We start from the raw sequence: 15,683 nt of genomic DNA on the forward strand, positions 1-15,683 counted from the left end.
GAACTCAATACCTCGCTGTGCGCTACACCCAGCGCCTGGCCGAGGCCGGAGCGGTCGCATCCGTTGGCAGCAAAGGAGATTCCTACGACAACGCCATGGCCGAGGCCTTCAACTCGATCTTCAAAGCCGAACTGGTCCGCAACAAGGGCCCCTGGCGCGGCACCGACGACCTCGAGATCGCCGTCGCCGAATACATCGACTGGTACAACCACCGGCGGCTACACGGGGAACTCGGCCTGATCCCGCCCGTGGAACACGAGACCAACCATCACCACACAACCGCACCCGTCTCGACACCGAGCGGGTAGTCACACCCTCCATCAAACCCGGTACTTGACAGTCCACGATGTACCGGGTGCTGACGGACAACAGGCAGGTCAGGGAACGCCGCCGGCTCGCCCGCCACCCGGCCAGGGTGTGCCCGGAACTGGTCGCGACCGCGCCTCGGCAGGTCTACAGCTGGGACATCACCAAGCTCGCCGGCCCGGTGAAGGGCACCTACTACGACGCCTACGTGATGATCGACATCTACTCCCGCTACATCGTCGGCGTCCATGTCCACGCCCATGAATCCGGGGTGCTGGCCAAGGAGCTGATGGAACAGATCTTCTCCGTCCACGGCGTCCCGCGGGTCGTGCACGCCGACCGGGGCACCTCGATGACCAGCAAGACCGTCGCCGCCCTGCTCGCCGACCTCGACGTCACCCGATCACACTCGCGGCCCAGGGTGTCCAACGACAACCCGTACTCCGAAGCACTGTTCAAGACCCTGAAGTACGGCCCGGAGTTCCCCGAACGCTTCGGATCACTCACCGCGTCCAGGAAGTTCATGGACACCTTCGCCCACTGGTACAACCACGAGCACCGCCACACCGGCATCGGCCTTCACACACCCGCCGACGTCCACTTCGGACTCGCCGCCGCCCGGACCGCCAGCAGGCACACCGTGCTCGCGCAGGCACGCGCCCGCCACCCGCACCGATTCGGCGGCATCACCACAGCACCGAAGATCCTCGACCTACCCGACACCGTCTGGATCAACCGGCCAGCCGACGACACCGACCAGAAGATCGACACAGAAGCCGCCTAACACCCACTGGTCTCACTCACCTTGACAAATTCCGATGCCGACATGGCTTCACCAGCGCCAAACGACGTTCCGACAGCGCACCGCGGAACCTCTACGTCCGTGAAGACCACCTGCTCGAGGCACTGCCACATCTACTGGTGCGGACCACTGGACCCGTGGAGGTCACGGGGGAGAAGTTAGTTGATCATGTCCGCGAGCAGCGTGTACAGATTCACTATTACGACCAGTGTCTTGAAATTCGCCCCACACAACTAACGCTAAAAACCGTGGAGGCCGAAGCTGCTACTTGAACTCGCCGCGCTCCCTTACGAGGTCTCCTGACCATCTGCGGCGTACATCGACTGCCGGTTCGGCTGACGGCTCGCCGCGAGTGTCACGGCGGTACCAGCCAGGCCTACGTGCACGACCCGAACACGGGCGCGACCGTGGCGACCTGCCGGTTCGGCGAACCGTCCACGTCCGTCATCAACGACGTGACCGTCACTTCACAGGGCAGTCCAAAGCGCTCTAGATCCCACGCCTCTGCTGCCACCCGCCAAACCACGTCAAGCCGGTCACGGCCATGGCTGGGTTGGTGGGGCGGGAGCACGGCGGATGTGATCCGCGACGTCCGGGTGCATGGCCTGCAGCCCGAGTGTGGTGAGCAGGTTGCCGCAGCACTGGGCGAGCGCCAGTTCCGGGTTCAGAGGTGCGTACAGGCCCGGCTGGTCCTCAGGAGTGGTGGCGGCGAACGTTGGATGCTTCGCCGCGTATTCGGCGAAGGTGACGAGGTGGGCGTGGCGGGCGGCGCGGAAGTCGTCGTCGGTGATGGCGTTGTCGCTCAGGAGGGTAAGTGCGGTCAGCCGGGCGCGGAGGAGGTGAACCATGGTCTCGGACATGAGCGCGGCCTCAGGGTGGCCGACGGCCCGGCGCACCCGGCCGTGCCCTGGCTCGAACACGGCGCGAACAGCTTGTTCGAGCTGGTCAAGGTCGGCGTCGCGCCCGCCAGTGTATGCCATCTGGGCGAGGACGTCCCGTAGCCGTATACGCGCAGTGTGTGTTGTTTGGGGGTGGGTCAGTTGGGCGGTGAGTTCTTGCGCGGTCTGCCGTGCGACCTTCTGGCTCGTCGTGGCGTCGTCAAGCCAGGTCGTCAACGCGATCCGCACCTGACGGAGCGGGACGTAGCTCTCACCCCAGTACATCCACACAAACACGGGGATTCTGGCCAGGCTTCTGATCCCGTTCCTGTGCCGGTGGTGGAGCAAGCTGACCAACAGCTCCCGCTGAGCGGGTGAGTAGAGCGCCGGCAACGAGCCGTGGCCCTTCCCCGCCGGGCGCCGGGTCGGGGCGTCGAGCAGTCCCGCCGCGGTCCAGTCACGGATCAGCCGTGGCGTCGCGCTCTCACCCACGCGCTTGGCGTCGGCCACCAAGTCGTCGATCGTCCCTGGCTCGGTCACGTTGAGCACCTTATGGAGATTACACGAATCTGGAGCCTCCAGCGCCTCGCTCAAGCCTCTCCCAGCGTGCAACGCTGTACGAGATAACGGTCAAGGCGGAGGTATAGGGGAGGTGATGACCATGGCACAGGCTGGCGCGAGCAATCCGTTCGGCGATCCGCGCAAGTGGCTGGCGATTGCCGGTCTGCTCGTATCACTGGGCGTGCTGCCCAAGACCTGGCAGAAGAGCATCGGCACCGCCGCCGTTCTGCTCTCGCTGTACCACGAGTGGAGGTGAGGACACACCGAGGAGAACCCGCATCGTCTGAGAGGGCGGTCGTATCGATCGACCTACAACCCACCGGTGCGGGCCTCCATCGACGTGCACGGCGTGAGAGGGAAGGCCAGCACGGCGGGTCTGGTGCGCGGTGCGGTCGTGATGCTCTGAACGGCAGATCCTTGCTGTGCCCGCCCGACGGACAATGACTTGCTGGGCTGATCGTTCTTTACCTCGCGATAGCAGGTAGCCATGCTTGGACCGCGCAGACTCCTGATGCTGGGCCTGTACTTGTCAGATCACCGGTACTACGAGCTGGAAGGCGATCCCGCTAAACCGCCTCCACTCTTCTACGGGTACGACTGCGGGCACGTTTTGCTCTACGACTACCTGGCTCCTGCAGCGCACTGTCCGACAGCAGGCTGCCAGCGCCCTGGTGAGCGGATCCCCGACATCTTCTTCAGTCCGATGCGCTGTAAGGAATGCCGCACTTACCTGTACTACCCGAGCCACGAGATGCCGCTGAACAAAGTCACATGCAGGCACCCGAGAGGGCACCAGCCCGAACCGTTCACCGAGGGAGGATGACGTCATGTGGCCGACGGCTCTGATCACCGCGGGGGCGTCCGCGTTCGGTCGCCTGTTCTCCACCGGGATCCTGCCTAGCACGACGATGGTCACGGTCGTATGGCTGCTGTTCAGAGCAGACGCATTCAACCCGAACCGGGCGGGGCTCGGATTCACCAACCTGGTTCCGCCGGACTTCAGCATCAAGGACGGTGGCCTGCTGCTGCTATACGTCCTCGTGGTCGTCGTGATCACCACTGTCTTGCAGAACATCCACTTCGGGGTGGTGCGGCTGCTCGAGGGCTACTGGGGGACCTCGCGGCTGGCGGGTGCGCTTGTCCGGATCGGTGTCGACCGGCAGCGGTCTCGGTTGCTCAAAGCCGTCACTGTGCTCCGCACTGCCGGTGGTGTGCCCGTGTCGGGTGTGCCCGCCTCTTCGGCGAGCCGCCGTCTGCAGGACCAGGCGGCGGACCGGCGGGCAGGGGCGCGGCAAGAACTCAGGAAGAAGCACGCCATCAGAGTGCAGGCGGCCTATCCGCCAGACCTCGACGAGCTGCTTCCGACGCGCCTGGGCAACGTGATGCGGGCAGGCGAGCGGCGGGCCGGTGAACGCTATGGATGGGGAACGGTGCCCACGTGGCCCCGGCTGTTTCCCGGCCTGTCCGAACCCGTCGCGGCGGCGTACCGGTCGGCCAGAGACGCTCTCGAAACCGCCGCTGTCTTCTGCCTGACCTTTCTGGCGATCACCCTGTTCGCTACTGCGGCCCTCTACGATGACCCTAGGTTGTGGTGGATTCCTGTGGCTACCTTGGTACTGGCGCACGTGTCCTACCGGGGCGTTGTCGGGTCGGCCGTGGCATTGGGCGTTATCCAGCAGGTCGCGTTCGACCGTCATCGCTTCGACCTGTTCGAAGCGATGCACATTTCCCTGCCGGAGACACCTGGCGAGGAATACCGCCAGGCGCAGAGGCTTACCGACTTCTTCGCGAGGGGCGGGATACGACCGGAAGTCGCCAAGGGGCACCTCGCCGGCGTCCGCTACTCGCACGCGGAACCGGCAAAGTGGGGCTGGCTGAGGAAACTGGTGCCTCGGAAGGATCAGTAGCGTTCGACCACAACCGTGCCGAGCGCGCCTCGGGATCGGAGTCTGATGGCCTTCTGTTCCGGGCCCACAAGATCTCGTCGCCCACGCTCGTCCAAAGTGACCAAGAGGGACGGGACGCCGTCGATGAGGACGGGCCACTGCGCGGGAACCTTCAGCCACACATGGCCGACGAAGGTGGTGATGTAGAGCGCAGCGTCGGGTGGGAACGTCGTGTCGCGCAGGTCGAGGTGCACGGTGCCGAGCACGCACGTCACGGTCACCTGTGACGGGAGTTGGTCCCGCGGTGTGCGGCGCACCGGCCACGCGACCGACACCAGACGGTGTGGTGTGCCAGGGGGTTCTCCGCCGAGTGCGACTAGGGCTCCGGCCGCGATGAGTAGAAGTGGCCAGAACATCGTGATGTCGAGCCCGGACTGCCGTGCCACGATCCCCGCGACGGCCACAGCGCCCAGCGCGGCCACGCCGGCCAGTCTGCGCATCTCGACGAGCGTTGCCAGCAGCGCGAACGCCGCGAACGTCGCAAGCAGGTAGGGCCAGGAGACGGCCAGCGCGCTGCTCGCGGTCTTGAGGCGCGTGGTCGCGTCGACGCTGAGGAAGCTTGCGATGGCGATCAGTGTCAGACCGGTGGCCACGCGAAGACGGCGCATCGAACCATTGTGATCCACGAGAGCTTCGGCAGGTGGCCCGGCGTCCCATGGCGTGCCGCCGGTGAGGGATACCCGCGCGGCGTGACTGTGTGCTCAGGCATTGGGTCGAAGCCTAGTCCTGGGCGAAGTTCCACAGCACGGCGGCGAATTCAAGCTCTCGGGATCCTGCGTTGTCGGCGAAGTACCGCCATTCCCCATCACCGCCCTCACTCTCCTCCCAGTTGGTCGGCCACTGCTGGAACAGCGGCACCCGCCGAGCCCGGACGTCACTGGCACCGGCGTCGTCGCAGTCGCCGAGATCGGCGGCGCCTTCGAACCACACGTCGTGGAAGAGGATGCCGTTCGACAGGCCGACGCCGTGGAACCAGACGTCACTGCTGAACTGGACTGCGGACAACAGCGGGGTGCTCGCGGTGAATTCCGAGTTGTTGAACCACACCTCGTCGAGGAACGTGACGTCCGAGATCCGGGTGGGCCCTTCGAAATACGTTCCCCGGAAGCTGACCTCGCCCTCGAAACTGGTCGACCTGATCTCGACGGCATCGTTGAACGTCACACCGGTGAACTCCACCGGGCCGAAGAACCCGGAGTCCGAGCACCGCGCGGACCCGCCGAAGCGACAGCCGGCGAACGAGGTGAACCCCGAAAAGGTCGTCTCCGCCAGCGACACCGGCCCCACGATGCCGGACCCGCCGAAGTCCACGTCGGCCAGGAACTTCGCATCATCGAGCGCCAGGGCACCACCGATGTACACCTGCGTCGCCATCAAGACTCCCTCGAACGTCGCGCCGGTGAGGTTGAGCTCCTCGGCAGTGGTCAGGCCGGTGATGTCACACGCGTCAACGAAGATCGATTCGACGAATAAGCCCTTCTCGACACGGCAGCCCGCAAGGTTGAGGTTCTTCAGCCTGGCTCCCGAAAGATCGATCCCGACCGCCCAGTACTTCCCGGCGCCCTGGGTTAGGTGCTCCTGCAGGATGCGCAGCGCCGCACCACGCACCTGAGAACTCTTGCTCATCGTGGCGGCGTCATTCGCCGAGGGCGCGGGCATCCTGAGAAGCGAGCAGATCACGTTGACCACGGTCTGCCGCAGCTCCGCGTGGTCGTTAGCGAGGCGCTCAAACCCGTAGAGGCCCGCGAGCTGCACCGCGACGTTGTCCGACCCAAACTGCTCGGCGGCCTTCGTGTACAGCTCCGTCAGCCGGCGCTCGGCGGCGTCGTGCCGCGCGTCCGCGGCCACCTGCTCGGCGTGCAGTCGGGTGACCTCCGCGGTGCGCTCAGCGTGCTCCTGGGTCCGGTCGCGCTGAACGAGCTCCACCTGCCGGTTGCGCAGCTCGTCGTGCCGCACCTCCAGCTCCAGCTCCTGGGTGCGCTGTCGGCGCGCGGCGAGGTAGAGCGCGAACAACCCGCCGCCGCCGATCGCGATCCCGGACGCCGCCTTGATGACCTCAAGCTGTGTCGTGGCCTTCTTCTCGGGGTCGGCCAGCGCGAGGCTGTCGACCCACCGCCACATCACCACCAGCGCCACGCCGGCCACGAGCAGGACGACCACACCGACCACTGGCACGGTCCATCGCGGCAGCGGCAGCCGCCGTGGGCCTTCGGGCGCCTCGCTCACGATGCTCGAGGATGCTGCGGTCGGTTCTGTCACAGCAGTCCAATCGGTCTGAGGCAACGCAGCACTACCGGCCAAACGAGTGATTGTCGGGCGGCCGCAGTTATTCGGCCTCGGCCGGAATCGCGTCGACTGCATCGCGCACTGTGCCTGCCACCCGCCTGGTAGCGATCGTGGCTCGGTGCTTGTTCCTTTGCGTGACAGCGGATGCGGGATCGCCGTCGTAGGTGTGTTTAGAACCATTTAGGGATGCGTCAGTCAGATTGAAGCGGCGCTGGGTCGTTCACCGGAGACCCAGGCCGCAAATCCGTACTTCGTCGGCGAGTGCTTGGCGGCTTGATCAACGAGTACGAACCTGCAGCAGCGTGATCCGCAGGTCAGGCACGTTGAGCCATGTTTTGGCACCCCACAGGGTGAAAACCCTTCGCGTCGAACTGCTGGACCGCACTCTGATCTGGAATCAGCCTCACCTACGGCACGCGCTGCGCGAGTACGAGCGGTACTACAACAAGCACCGCACCCACCGATCCCTCGCCGCCGCAGCACCCTTGAGAGCCCGGCCCCAGTCTCTTGAGCCCGCCCAGATCGAACGCCTCACCATAGATCGACAGAGCCGTCTCGGCGGAGTCCTCCACGAGTATCGGCATGCCGCTTAACTGGTCAACCACTGGTCGTTGTGACGATCTGACGAAGGTTTGGACGGCCGGCGTGGGCAGACCAGCACTCGGTCGTGCCTCCCTGCGGGAGGACATCACGTGCGAGGGAGACCGGAGCGATGGGGAGATAGCGAGTGAGAACAGTGCGTTCGATGTGCAGGGCGGTTGCGCGGTCGGACACCTCGATGATGTCGAGGAGTAGGCCGCCGTTGCGGGTGTGGTCTTTCAGGCGCCCGTCGTCCCCGCAGTGCGTGATGCCGACCTTGTAGACGCCTGCGTTGCCGAGTTGCGGGAAGTGGAATAGGTAGACCCGGTGTGGCGCGGTCGGGTTCAGCCGGGCGCCGTCGCAGCGCAAGCAGGGAGGGCTGCCCGAAGAGATCGTTGTCCAGGAAGCGGTGCGTGGTGTGCGGCAACGGCTGCAGACCGCGTCCAAAGGCTGCCCGGGGTCGCCCTGGTACTGCTGCAATAGTTGGAGACCCAGCTCCTGGAAGCGAGAGGCGATCATCTCGGAGGTTGGTTTGAACCTGGCGGCGTTGCAGTGGGCGCACGGCAACCAGGACAACCGCAGACCTTCGGAGATGCCGAAAATGCTGTCCGCCGCGGCGCCACCGCATTCGAGGCATTCGTAGTTGATCGGCTCGTGCCCGTCGGAGTCACCCAGCGGCAGCAGCGGCCGCATGCCGGCAGCACGCAGCAACTGCTCCTGTCGTTCAACCGGCCACCACTGCGTGACCGCCCCCATACGTCTGCTCTCCGGACCTAGTTCGATCCACTTGCACATCTGGCAGGTCCAGTCGCCTCGCCGAATCATGGGCAGCGAGACGTCCACGATCGCGCGACACGGGTTGTGCTGGGTTCGGAACCTGGCACGTGCGGCGTCTCCGAGTTGCACAACGGTCGCATCGCAGGCTTCTACGAGGGCGCTCAGGCACGTGTCGCAGAAGCCGATCGCACGGTTGCGCCTCGGCCACCGCGATTCCCGCTCGCAGCCTGACGTGCTGCAGGTCCCGTTCATCCTCATTAAAGTCAGTCCTCGCATGCCCTTATCGCACCGCGACTACCAGGGCTGCTGCCGACGAGCAGACCGCCGATACCCGTGATCCAGCTCAACCCCTTTACCACCGGCCGGACATTGCTCTCCTCATCGCTCGACCACGTGAGCAAACCGACCTGCGGCACGGCCCACACCACCCACAGCCGCACCACCAGCAGCCGCCAACCACCAACTACGACCGGCCGCAACACTCCTGCACTTCACGACACAGCGCAGCCATCCTTTAAGGGCTAGTCGTGAATCAGGTGCCCGACGCTACGTCGAGGCGAAAATTCCAGGGCGCAGCGAATTCGTTCTCCTGCTCATCAAACACGTCTCCGTGAGTGCCGGCTCCAGCGTTGTAAGAACTTCGCGAGAGTTGCTTGGCCAATCCGTCTCACGGTGTCGGCCGGAGAAGGACCTCGCAGGGGAGGGGACTCTGTTGGCGGGAGTGACAGTGCTGTGGTGCGAGGTGCAGACACTGGCTGGAACTCATCTTGCTATCTGAAACAGTTATGGCACTGCGGCATCAGGATGAACGAAACAAGTCGAGGTAACGTCCGGTTGGCGGCTTTCGATCGTCTGGTCAGTCCCCGATGAGGAGCGGGGCCGCAATTGCCCCGCGATCGGTGGGCACGGTGACCCCGATGTCGCGGGCAATGCTGCCATTCCTGCGCTTGGGTGTGCAGCTGGAGTGATTTCAATGAATCGAAGACGTGGATCTTTCTCTTCGCTGTTGCGGACTTTCCTTGCTGTGGTCGTGGTTGCGTCGAGCGTCGTGACCCCTTCGGCGGCCCAGGCGGAGCCGAGTCCCCAACAGCCCGCGACGTCGTCCGTCGACCTGCAAAACCCACAACAGGGCGTCGCGGACCCGGTCGCGGCGATGCGACCGCTGGTCAGAGACTGCAAGGTCGGGCAGATCGATGTGAACACCGCGGCCCCGCGCGAGATCGAACGCGCGCTGCATCTGGCGGGGCCGGTGGCCGCGGCCGTGGTGAGCGGCCGCCCTTGGCACCGGACGGTCGACCTGATCTCGGTTCCGGGCATCGGCCCGTCCAAGGAGACGTTGCTGGTGGAGCGGGCGTGCGCGACACCGACCGAGCTGCCGCCGCCCACGCCTCTGGCATGCGTGACGGGCGGCGACGCGGTGGACCTGCAGTCCGCGTCGCTGGAGCAGATCGCGTCGCGCACCGGCCTCGGCCGGCCTGCGATCGAACGGCTGATCGCCGCGCGTCCACTTCCGCAGAACCTGGAGCAGATCGTCGCTCCGCGAGTGCCCGGTGTGTCGCGACCCGCGGTAAAGCGGCTCGTGGACGACCGCGCCGTGTGCGTGACCCCAGCCCCTTTCCGCTTCGCCGGCACGAGTTGGCGCTGGGCATCCGGACGGCACGGCGCTGTGGTCTCCGCCGAGGACCCGAAGTACGCCCTCTTCGTGCCACCGGGGCGCGTGGCCGGGGACACCGGAGCATGGGCAACGGTGAAGCCCCTGCCGGGTGAGCTCGGTGTGTTGCCGAGCGCCGATTTCCACATCCACGGACCGTGGACTCCCGAAGTCGCGGTACGTGTGCCCGCGCCACCCCACTCCGAAGGCATCGACGATGTCGTTGTGGCGCACGACCGCGGCGACGGGGACATGTCGGCTTCCTTCAACCAGGGCACCGCGGAGTCGATGACGCCGGAGGGACGCGTGGTGACCGCGCCCGCGTCGTCCCTGAGTACCTTCACGACCTACCTTCCCGGCAGTTGCGGCGATCCGGGCCGCACCGGCCTCTTCGCCTGTTCCGATTCCGCCGCTCGCGATACCTCGGACCGCGCGCTGTCCGTGCAGTGGGCTACCGCCATGGCGCGCACGTTGGCGCTCGCGGCCACCAACTGCGATGTGCGGAACGTGCGGGCGCGGACGGCCGGGTTCACGACGAGCGGGCTTGGCTGCGTCGCGGACATGAACGGCGAGACAGGGGAGTGGACCTTCGAGAACAAGAGCAGCGTGCTGTTGTCGTCGGGCGTCGTGTTTCCGGCTGTCCCCAAGGGAGGCACGTTTGACGGCTCCGCCGTCCGCGGCGACATGGGCGTGCTCAGCAACTGGCTCGCGGACAGCGCGATCGAGCAGGGTTTCTTGCCGCCGAACGGCAAACTGACCGTGCGCAAGGCGGTCGGCAGTGGCGACACCGTGCTGGACGCTGCTGCCGCGATCGGCTGGTCTTCCGGATGGGTGAGTGCTCAGCAGGTGGTCTCCGTCGTCGACGAGGCACTCGATCTTCTCCCGCTGGATGATCTCGACAGGGCCCGCAAGCTGTACGTGGCGTGTTCGGCGGAGCTGGGCCTGCTGGCCGGGGCCGACTTCGCCGGCGCACTCCTCGAGTGCCTTTCGGAACCGCTCGTCGACCTCCTCGAGCGGGCCGCGGAACGGTATGCGGGAGACGATCTGCGCAAGTCCAAGCTGGCGAGTGCTGCAAGGCTGGTCGCGAGGTTCCTGGGTAAGGCGTTCATCGCGGTCGACCTGGCTCTGTCCGCTGCTGGCGTTTGGCAGAGCCAGGGCCGGACGGTGCAGATGCGGACGTTGTCGCCGCCGCCTCCGCCGCCGACGACGGGACGTTTCGACGGTCCGTCCGGTGATCACACCTACATCGCCAGGATCAGCGACGGACGCACCTACCTCGTGGAAACGGTCAACGGTGGCCGACCGAGCAGGGCGATCCACATAGGTACCAACGGCCTGTTCAACTGTCTCGCGATGAGCCGGTACGTGGTGGACGACGTCCAGCCTTCGCAGGAAGGCGACAGATTCGTGTTGATCCTGCCCGGCGGTACGACGCCGGTGGTCGATCTGGAGCTGACGTGTGACCCGGCCGGTTCGGCTTGGTCGTACACCGGCGTGCGGCACAGCGGGAACGTGTCCGACAACGTCATCCTCAAAATGCCCGATTGGCTGGGCACCGGCTCCTGGTTCATCGACGGTGACGGCAAGATCTCGTCCATTGATGACGGTGGCACGTATCTGTGCCTGGCCCGTGCGCACCCGGTGATCTACAACGTGCCGTTCGACCGCATCAGCGCGTGGCCTGACGTCGCGGACCACCCAGCTGCATGTTCATGAGCTGAGCTGAACGACCACCTGGAGCCGCTGAGGGGCTTACTGCTCAACGGGCTCGACCGGTATCGAGAGACAGCCGGTCGAGCCCGTTGAGCCGAACCTGTGGGCCGCTACACCGCAGCGTCGTCGAGGAACTGTGCTGGGCTGGCGCTTCCGCCATCTGCGGCGATAGCCGATGGTGCTGGTCCACCTGAGGGATTCCCGATCCGCCCCGTCACGTTGCCCGCCAAGCCCGCGATATGGCGGACACGGTTCGGGTACGAGAGAAGGCGATCGCGATGCCGCGGTTCCATGTCGTTGTCAGCGCCGTGCTCTGCGTGATGGCGCTCGTCCTGGCCTCCGCGATGCCCTCGGCCGCAGCTTCGTCCGCCGTCGTTTCCGGCATCGTCACCTCCCAGAACGGTGTCCCAGTACCGGACGTGTCGGTGACCGCTTTCGACCCCGGCACGACGTCCGTTCGAAGTGGTCCCGCGTTCACGGGACCCGATGGCCGGTTCACGCTTGCCACCGAGACCGGCGTCTTCGACTTCCGATTCGAGCCACCTGCGGACAGCGGACTCAACTCGGTTGTCCAACGCGACGTGCAGGTCCTCGGTGATCTCACGATCAACGTGCAGCTCGTAGCCGCGCCCACCACGCCCGAGACGCACAGGTTCAGCGGTGTGGTCACCACGCACGAGGGTCTCGCGGTGCAGAACCTCCGGGTCTCGCTGGGCGGCGTCATGTCGAACGCCAATGTGGGCGTGCCTGGCGGGTTCGGCGTCGACGTCCCGGTTGGCAGCTACCAGAACCTGTCCGCGACCTCGGGTTTGTTCGCGCTGATGGTCTCCGGGGTACCGGCTTATCCCCACGGCGCGGTGATCTCGGCAGGACCGAACGCACCGACGTTCGACCTCACCACACAGGACGTCACGCGGAACCTCCGGATGCCGCCGACCACCACGCTCGACGTGACCGTGCTCGACACGACGGGCAACCCAGTCGGCGGAAAGCCGGTCGGCGCGACAGGGGCGTCCTCGCCAGGAACGAGCTTCGCTTTCGTAGTCGACGCCCCACCGGCGTACCGCCTCGACAGCACTGGATCCGAGGCGACCACGCAGGCGAATGGGCTCGCCCGGTTGCAGGCGTTCACCGGAGTCACCTATCCCGCCGGCAGCATCTGCGTCCGCGCCGTCCCCGGTTTCGTCGACACCTACTGCAACACGTCAGTGGTCACCACGGACAACGGCCCTGTGTCGGTGACGCTGACCCAGCCCACGCCGCCGAGCCACACGTTCTCCGGAACCGTGCGCACCGCGACCGGTGCACCCGTCCCCAACATCGTCGTGTCGGCAGGCTCCGGGTCGGCCATCACGCCCGCCGACGGCCGGTTCGCAATCACCAGGTCACCGGCCGAGTACGGGCTCACCGTGCGAGGTGGCAGCCGCGGCACCGGTCCGCTGAAGGTGCCAGGGCTGCCCGAGTTCTTCACGTTCTCCGGCCCGTCCGACGCGATCGATCTGACGACCAGCGACCTGGTCGCCGATGTGAACCTGCCGCCGACCGTCACAGTCACCGTGCAGGTGACCGGCGCGACCGGCGCACCCGCGGCGAACATACCGATCGACTTCACCGGCACACTGACAGACCACCCGCTGCTCGGACTGGGTCACCAGGCGGTGCAGTCCGGTGAAACGAGCAGTCTGAGGACGGACTCGACCGGTACCGTGCGCTTCACGGTGTTCCGCGGCACCGAACTGGCTGCCGGCAACGGCATCTGCGCGAGGTTTCCTGTGAGCCCGAGCCAGGTGTGCAACGGCCCCAAGATCACCGCAGCCGACGACACCAGCCTCACGCTCACCCAGCAACCGCCGACACCCACCTACACCTTCTCCGGCACCGTGCGTGACGCAGCCGGTGTCGCGGTACCCAACGCGAACGTGGTCTACGGCGCATCCGTGCAAACCAACAGCGGCGGATTCTTCAGCATCACGAAGGACCCCGGCACCTACTCGCTCAGCGTCAACGGCGGCGGCGCGATGGGCCCCCTCGGCGTTCCCGATCTGCCTGGCTTCTTCCGGTTCCAGCACCCCGAAATCCCGCTGACCGGGGACATGACCAAGGAGGTGCGCCTGCCTGCCACCACCAGCGCCACGGTGACCGTCAAGGACGTCCAGGGTGCCGGAATCCCTGGTGCGAGGATCACCATGCGCGGACGCTTCCCCGAGGGCTTCCCGCTCGTTCCCGGTGAACCGCTGACGTTCAGCGGTGAATCCACCGCCGAAGAGCAGACCAATGCCCAGGGCACCTTCTCCACCACCACGTTCCGCGGCCTGACCTTCGCACCAGGTGAGATCTGTGTGACGCTCGCGACGTTCAACGAGTGCAACACCACTGCGGTCGACACCAACGCGGGTGCTCTCACCATCGTCTTCCAGCAACAGCCACCGGTACCCGCCATCGTCACCGGGTTGACCGCCATTAGTCCGACCAATACCGCGCCGGCGCTCTCGTGGCGCGCGGCGACGAACGCGACGCACTACGTCGTGAACCGCGACGGTGTTCTTCTAGGCACCACAACAGAAACGGCATTTACCGACAGCGCAGCGGCAGACGGCACCCACGCGTACACGGTCTCCGCAGCGAACAGCGCTGGCACCGGGCCTGTCTCGGCCGCGACCACTGTCGTGCTCGACCGAGTCACACCGGTCGTCACCGGCACGCCAGACCGACAGGCTGTCGTCGACTGGTACAACGCCCCCGTCACCATCACCTGGTTGAGCACGGACCCGATGCCTTCGTCAGGACCGCCTTCCATTCCCGCGGCGACCCTGGTGCAGTTGGAAGGCCGCGATCAACTTGTGTCCTCTCCAGAGTCGTGCGATCCGGCGGCGAACTGCGCCACCGGCGAACACCGCGTCTCGATCGACCGCACACCGCCGGCGGTGTCCACGCCGACGTGGAGCACGAACCCGGTAGCGATCAGCTCCGGATCGACGCTCACGGCTGCCGTCACCGACACGCTGTCCGGAGTGGACAGAGGCGAGTACTTCCTTGGCGCCGATCCTGGCGTGGGCAACGCCATCCCGGTCCCGCACGCGGGCGGCGTTCTGACCACGGCACTCGGTGCCACGCTGCCCGCCGGAGTGCACGACATCGGCGTGCGCGCCCGCGACGTGGCCGGCAACTGGAGCGCGGCGACCACGACCATGCTCGTTGTCGTCGACCCCACGGGTTCGGGTGTCACGGGCAAGAACAAGAAAGACCTGGTGCCCAGCCTCGCCGCGGGCGACGTCCTGCCCGGCCTGAGTCAGCAGAACCAGACCGACAGCGCCGACTACGGCTTCACCGTCGACTACCGCAACGGCGCCCTCGACCCCCGCAACGACTTCCACCTCACCTACGCGACAGGAGCGCGGTGCTCGACCCCCAATCCCGTCAACTGCCACCGCCTCACCGTGACTGCGAACTCCTTCGAGTGGCTCGTGATCGACCACGACAACGACTCCCGCGCCACCTTCAAGGGCGTCGCCTCAGTGACAGTCGACGGTGTCACCACCACGAACCTCTTCACGGTCGAAGCCATCGACGGTGACCGGCTCAGCCTGGCTGCAGAAGACCACCTAGTCGTCACGATCTACGCGACCGGAGGCAACGCAATCCTGTACCGAGCGTCCGGTTCACTCGGCGACAAGAACTCCGTGCGCGTCCGCTGAGGAGCGAGTGCCCGCCGTTCGCCGGACCCCGCATCTCGCCGATCAGCAGCGGGCAGCGCCCTGGAACACGTCGTTGACTCACGCGAGCCCGTTTCTCTCGGCGTCTGAAAGGACCGATCGAGCTCCGTCGAGTCGTTGCCGGAAGCGGGAGACCAGACGTGCCAACATGCGACGTCGAGCGCCGCAAGTCCGAGTGTGCCCACGGGTACGGCGCCAGATGAGTTCGGGGTCGTGGTCGGCGGTGAAGGTTCGGAGCCGGTCAGTGCGGTCTTGACGAGAGGCACGGTGTGCGGGTCGGGTCTACTGCCGAAGCTGGAAACGGGACGAGCATCACCTGACGTCTGTGCTGAACCGCTACGTGTCCTACTACAACCACCGACGGCCACGCAGAGCGCGGGATCACACTCCGCCGCTACCGGATCATCCCATCGCAGGGCCAGGTTGTAGATCCGTACGTCGTCGGCGAGTGCTCGGCGGCTTGATCAACGA

9 protein-coding genes and 1 pseudogene are annotated in these 15,683 nt (G+C 66.0%); 6 read left to right on the forward strand and 4 right to left on the reverse strand.

Features of this window, described 5'->3' with window-relative positions; genetic code table 11:
* Both BM417_RS46240 and BM417_RS46245 read left to right on the forward strand, forming a co-directional pair.
* The coding region (locus BM417_RS46240) for an integrase core domain-containing protein (RefSeq protein ID WP_218164786.1) at positions 1-308 on the forward strand (308 nt) is incomplete at its 5' end.
* 32 nt (positions 309-340) lie between these two features.
* Positions 341-1,090, forward strand: a pseudogene (locus BM417_RS46245) (transposase); the annotation flags it as partial.
* 554 nt (positions 1,091-1,644) lie between these two features.
* Here BM417_RS46245 and BM417_RS46250 read toward each other — a convergent pair.
* Positions 1,645-2,535: a hypothetical protein gene (locus BM417_RS46250; RefSeq protein ID WP_093606485.1), complete on the reverse strand. Its 891-nt coding sequence runs from the start codon at positions 2,533-2,535 to the stop codon at positions 1,645-1,647.
* A gap of 112 nt (positions 2,536-2,647) precedes the next feature.
* On the opposite strand from BM417_RS46250, the gene BM417_RS48395 reads away from it, so the two are divergent.
* Both BM417_RS48395 and BM417_RS46255 read left to right on the forward strand, forming a co-directional pair.
* Complete coding sequence (locus BM417_RS48395; protein ID WP_177320998.1) at positions 2,648-2,803, forward strand: hypothetical protein; 156 nt, start codon at positions 2,648-2,650, stop codon at positions 2,801-2,803.
* Between the two features lie 571 nt (positions 2,804-3,374).
* Positions 3,375-4,454 carry a hypothetical protein gene (locus tag BM417_RS46255; protein ID WP_093606486.1) on the forward strand — a complete coding sequence of 360 codons (1,080 nt, stop codon included), beginning with the start codon at positions 3,375-3,377 and terminating at the stop codon, positions 4,452-4,454.
* Here the strand turns inward: BM417_RS46255 and BM417_RS46260 are convergent.
* From BM417_RS46260 to BM417_RS46275, 3 genes are all read right to left on the reverse strand, one after another.
* Positions 4,448-5,101 carry a hypothetical protein gene (locus BM417_RS46260; protein ID WP_143139120.1) on the reverse strand — a complete coding sequence of 218 codons (654 nt, stop codon included), beginning with the start codon at positions 5,099-5,101 and terminating at the stop codon, positions 4,448-4,450. The genes BM417_RS46255 and BM417_RS46260 overlap by 7 nt on opposite strands.
* 112 nt (positions 5,102-5,213) lie before the next feature.
* Positions 5,214-6,854 carry a pentapeptide repeat-containing protein gene (locus BM417_RS46265; protein ID WP_143139121.1) on the reverse strand — a complete coding sequence of 547 codons (1,641 nt, stop codon included), beginning with the start codon at positions 6,852-6,854 and terminating at the stop codon, positions 5,214-5,216.
* Positions 6,855-7,376: 522 nt separating this feature from the next.
* Complete coding sequence (locus BM417_RS46275) at positions 7,377-8,201, reverse strand: hypothetical protein (RefSeq protein ID WP_143139122.1); 825 nt, start codon at positions 8,199-8,201, stop codon at positions 7,377-7,379.
* A gap of 982 nt (positions 8,202-9,183) precedes the next feature.
* Between BM417_RS46275 and BM417_RS46280 the strand changes: the two genes are divergently transcribed.
* A complete protein-coding gene (locus BM417_RS46280) occupies positions 9,184-11,502 on the forward strand; it encodes a hypothetical protein (protein WP_143139123.1) in 2,319 nt (772 codons plus the stop codon).
* 275 nt (positions 11,503-11,777) lie between these two features.
* On the forward strand, positions 11,778-15,194 hold the full coding sequence (locus BM417_RS46285; protein WP_143139124.1) for a carboxypeptidase-like regulatory domain-containing protein: 3,417 nt from the start codon (positions 11,778-11,780) through the stop codon (positions 15,192-15,194).
* Positions 15,195-15,683: the final 489 nt, after the last annotated feature.

Source organism: Lentzea waywayandensis (genome assembly GCF_900115955.1).
Lineage (GTDB): Bacteria > Actinomycetota > Actinomycetes > Mycobacteriales > Pseudonocardiaceae > Lentzea > Lentzea waywayandensis.

Coding starts and splice junctions, on each gene's coding strand:
- BM417_RS48395 (WP_177320998.1), top strand. CDS start 2,648: ATGGCACAGGCTGGCGCGAGCAATCCGTTCGGCGATCCGCGCAAGTGG.
- BM417_RS46255 (WP_093606486.1), top strand. CDS start 3,375: ATGTGGCCGACGGCTCTGATCACCGCGGGGGCGTCCGCGTTCGGTCGC.
- BM417_RS46260 (WP_143139120.1), bottom strand. CDS start 5,101: ATGCGCCGTCTTCGCGTGGCCACCGGTCTGACACTGATCGCCATCGCA.
- BM417_RS46265 (WP_143139121.1), bottom strand. CDS start 6,854: ATGCAGTCGACGCGATTCCGGCCGAGGCCGAATAACTGCGGCCGCCCG.
- BM417_RS46285 (WP_143139124.1), top strand. CDS start 11,778: ATGCCGCGGTTCCATGTCGTTGTCAGCGCCGTGCTCTGCGTGATGGCG.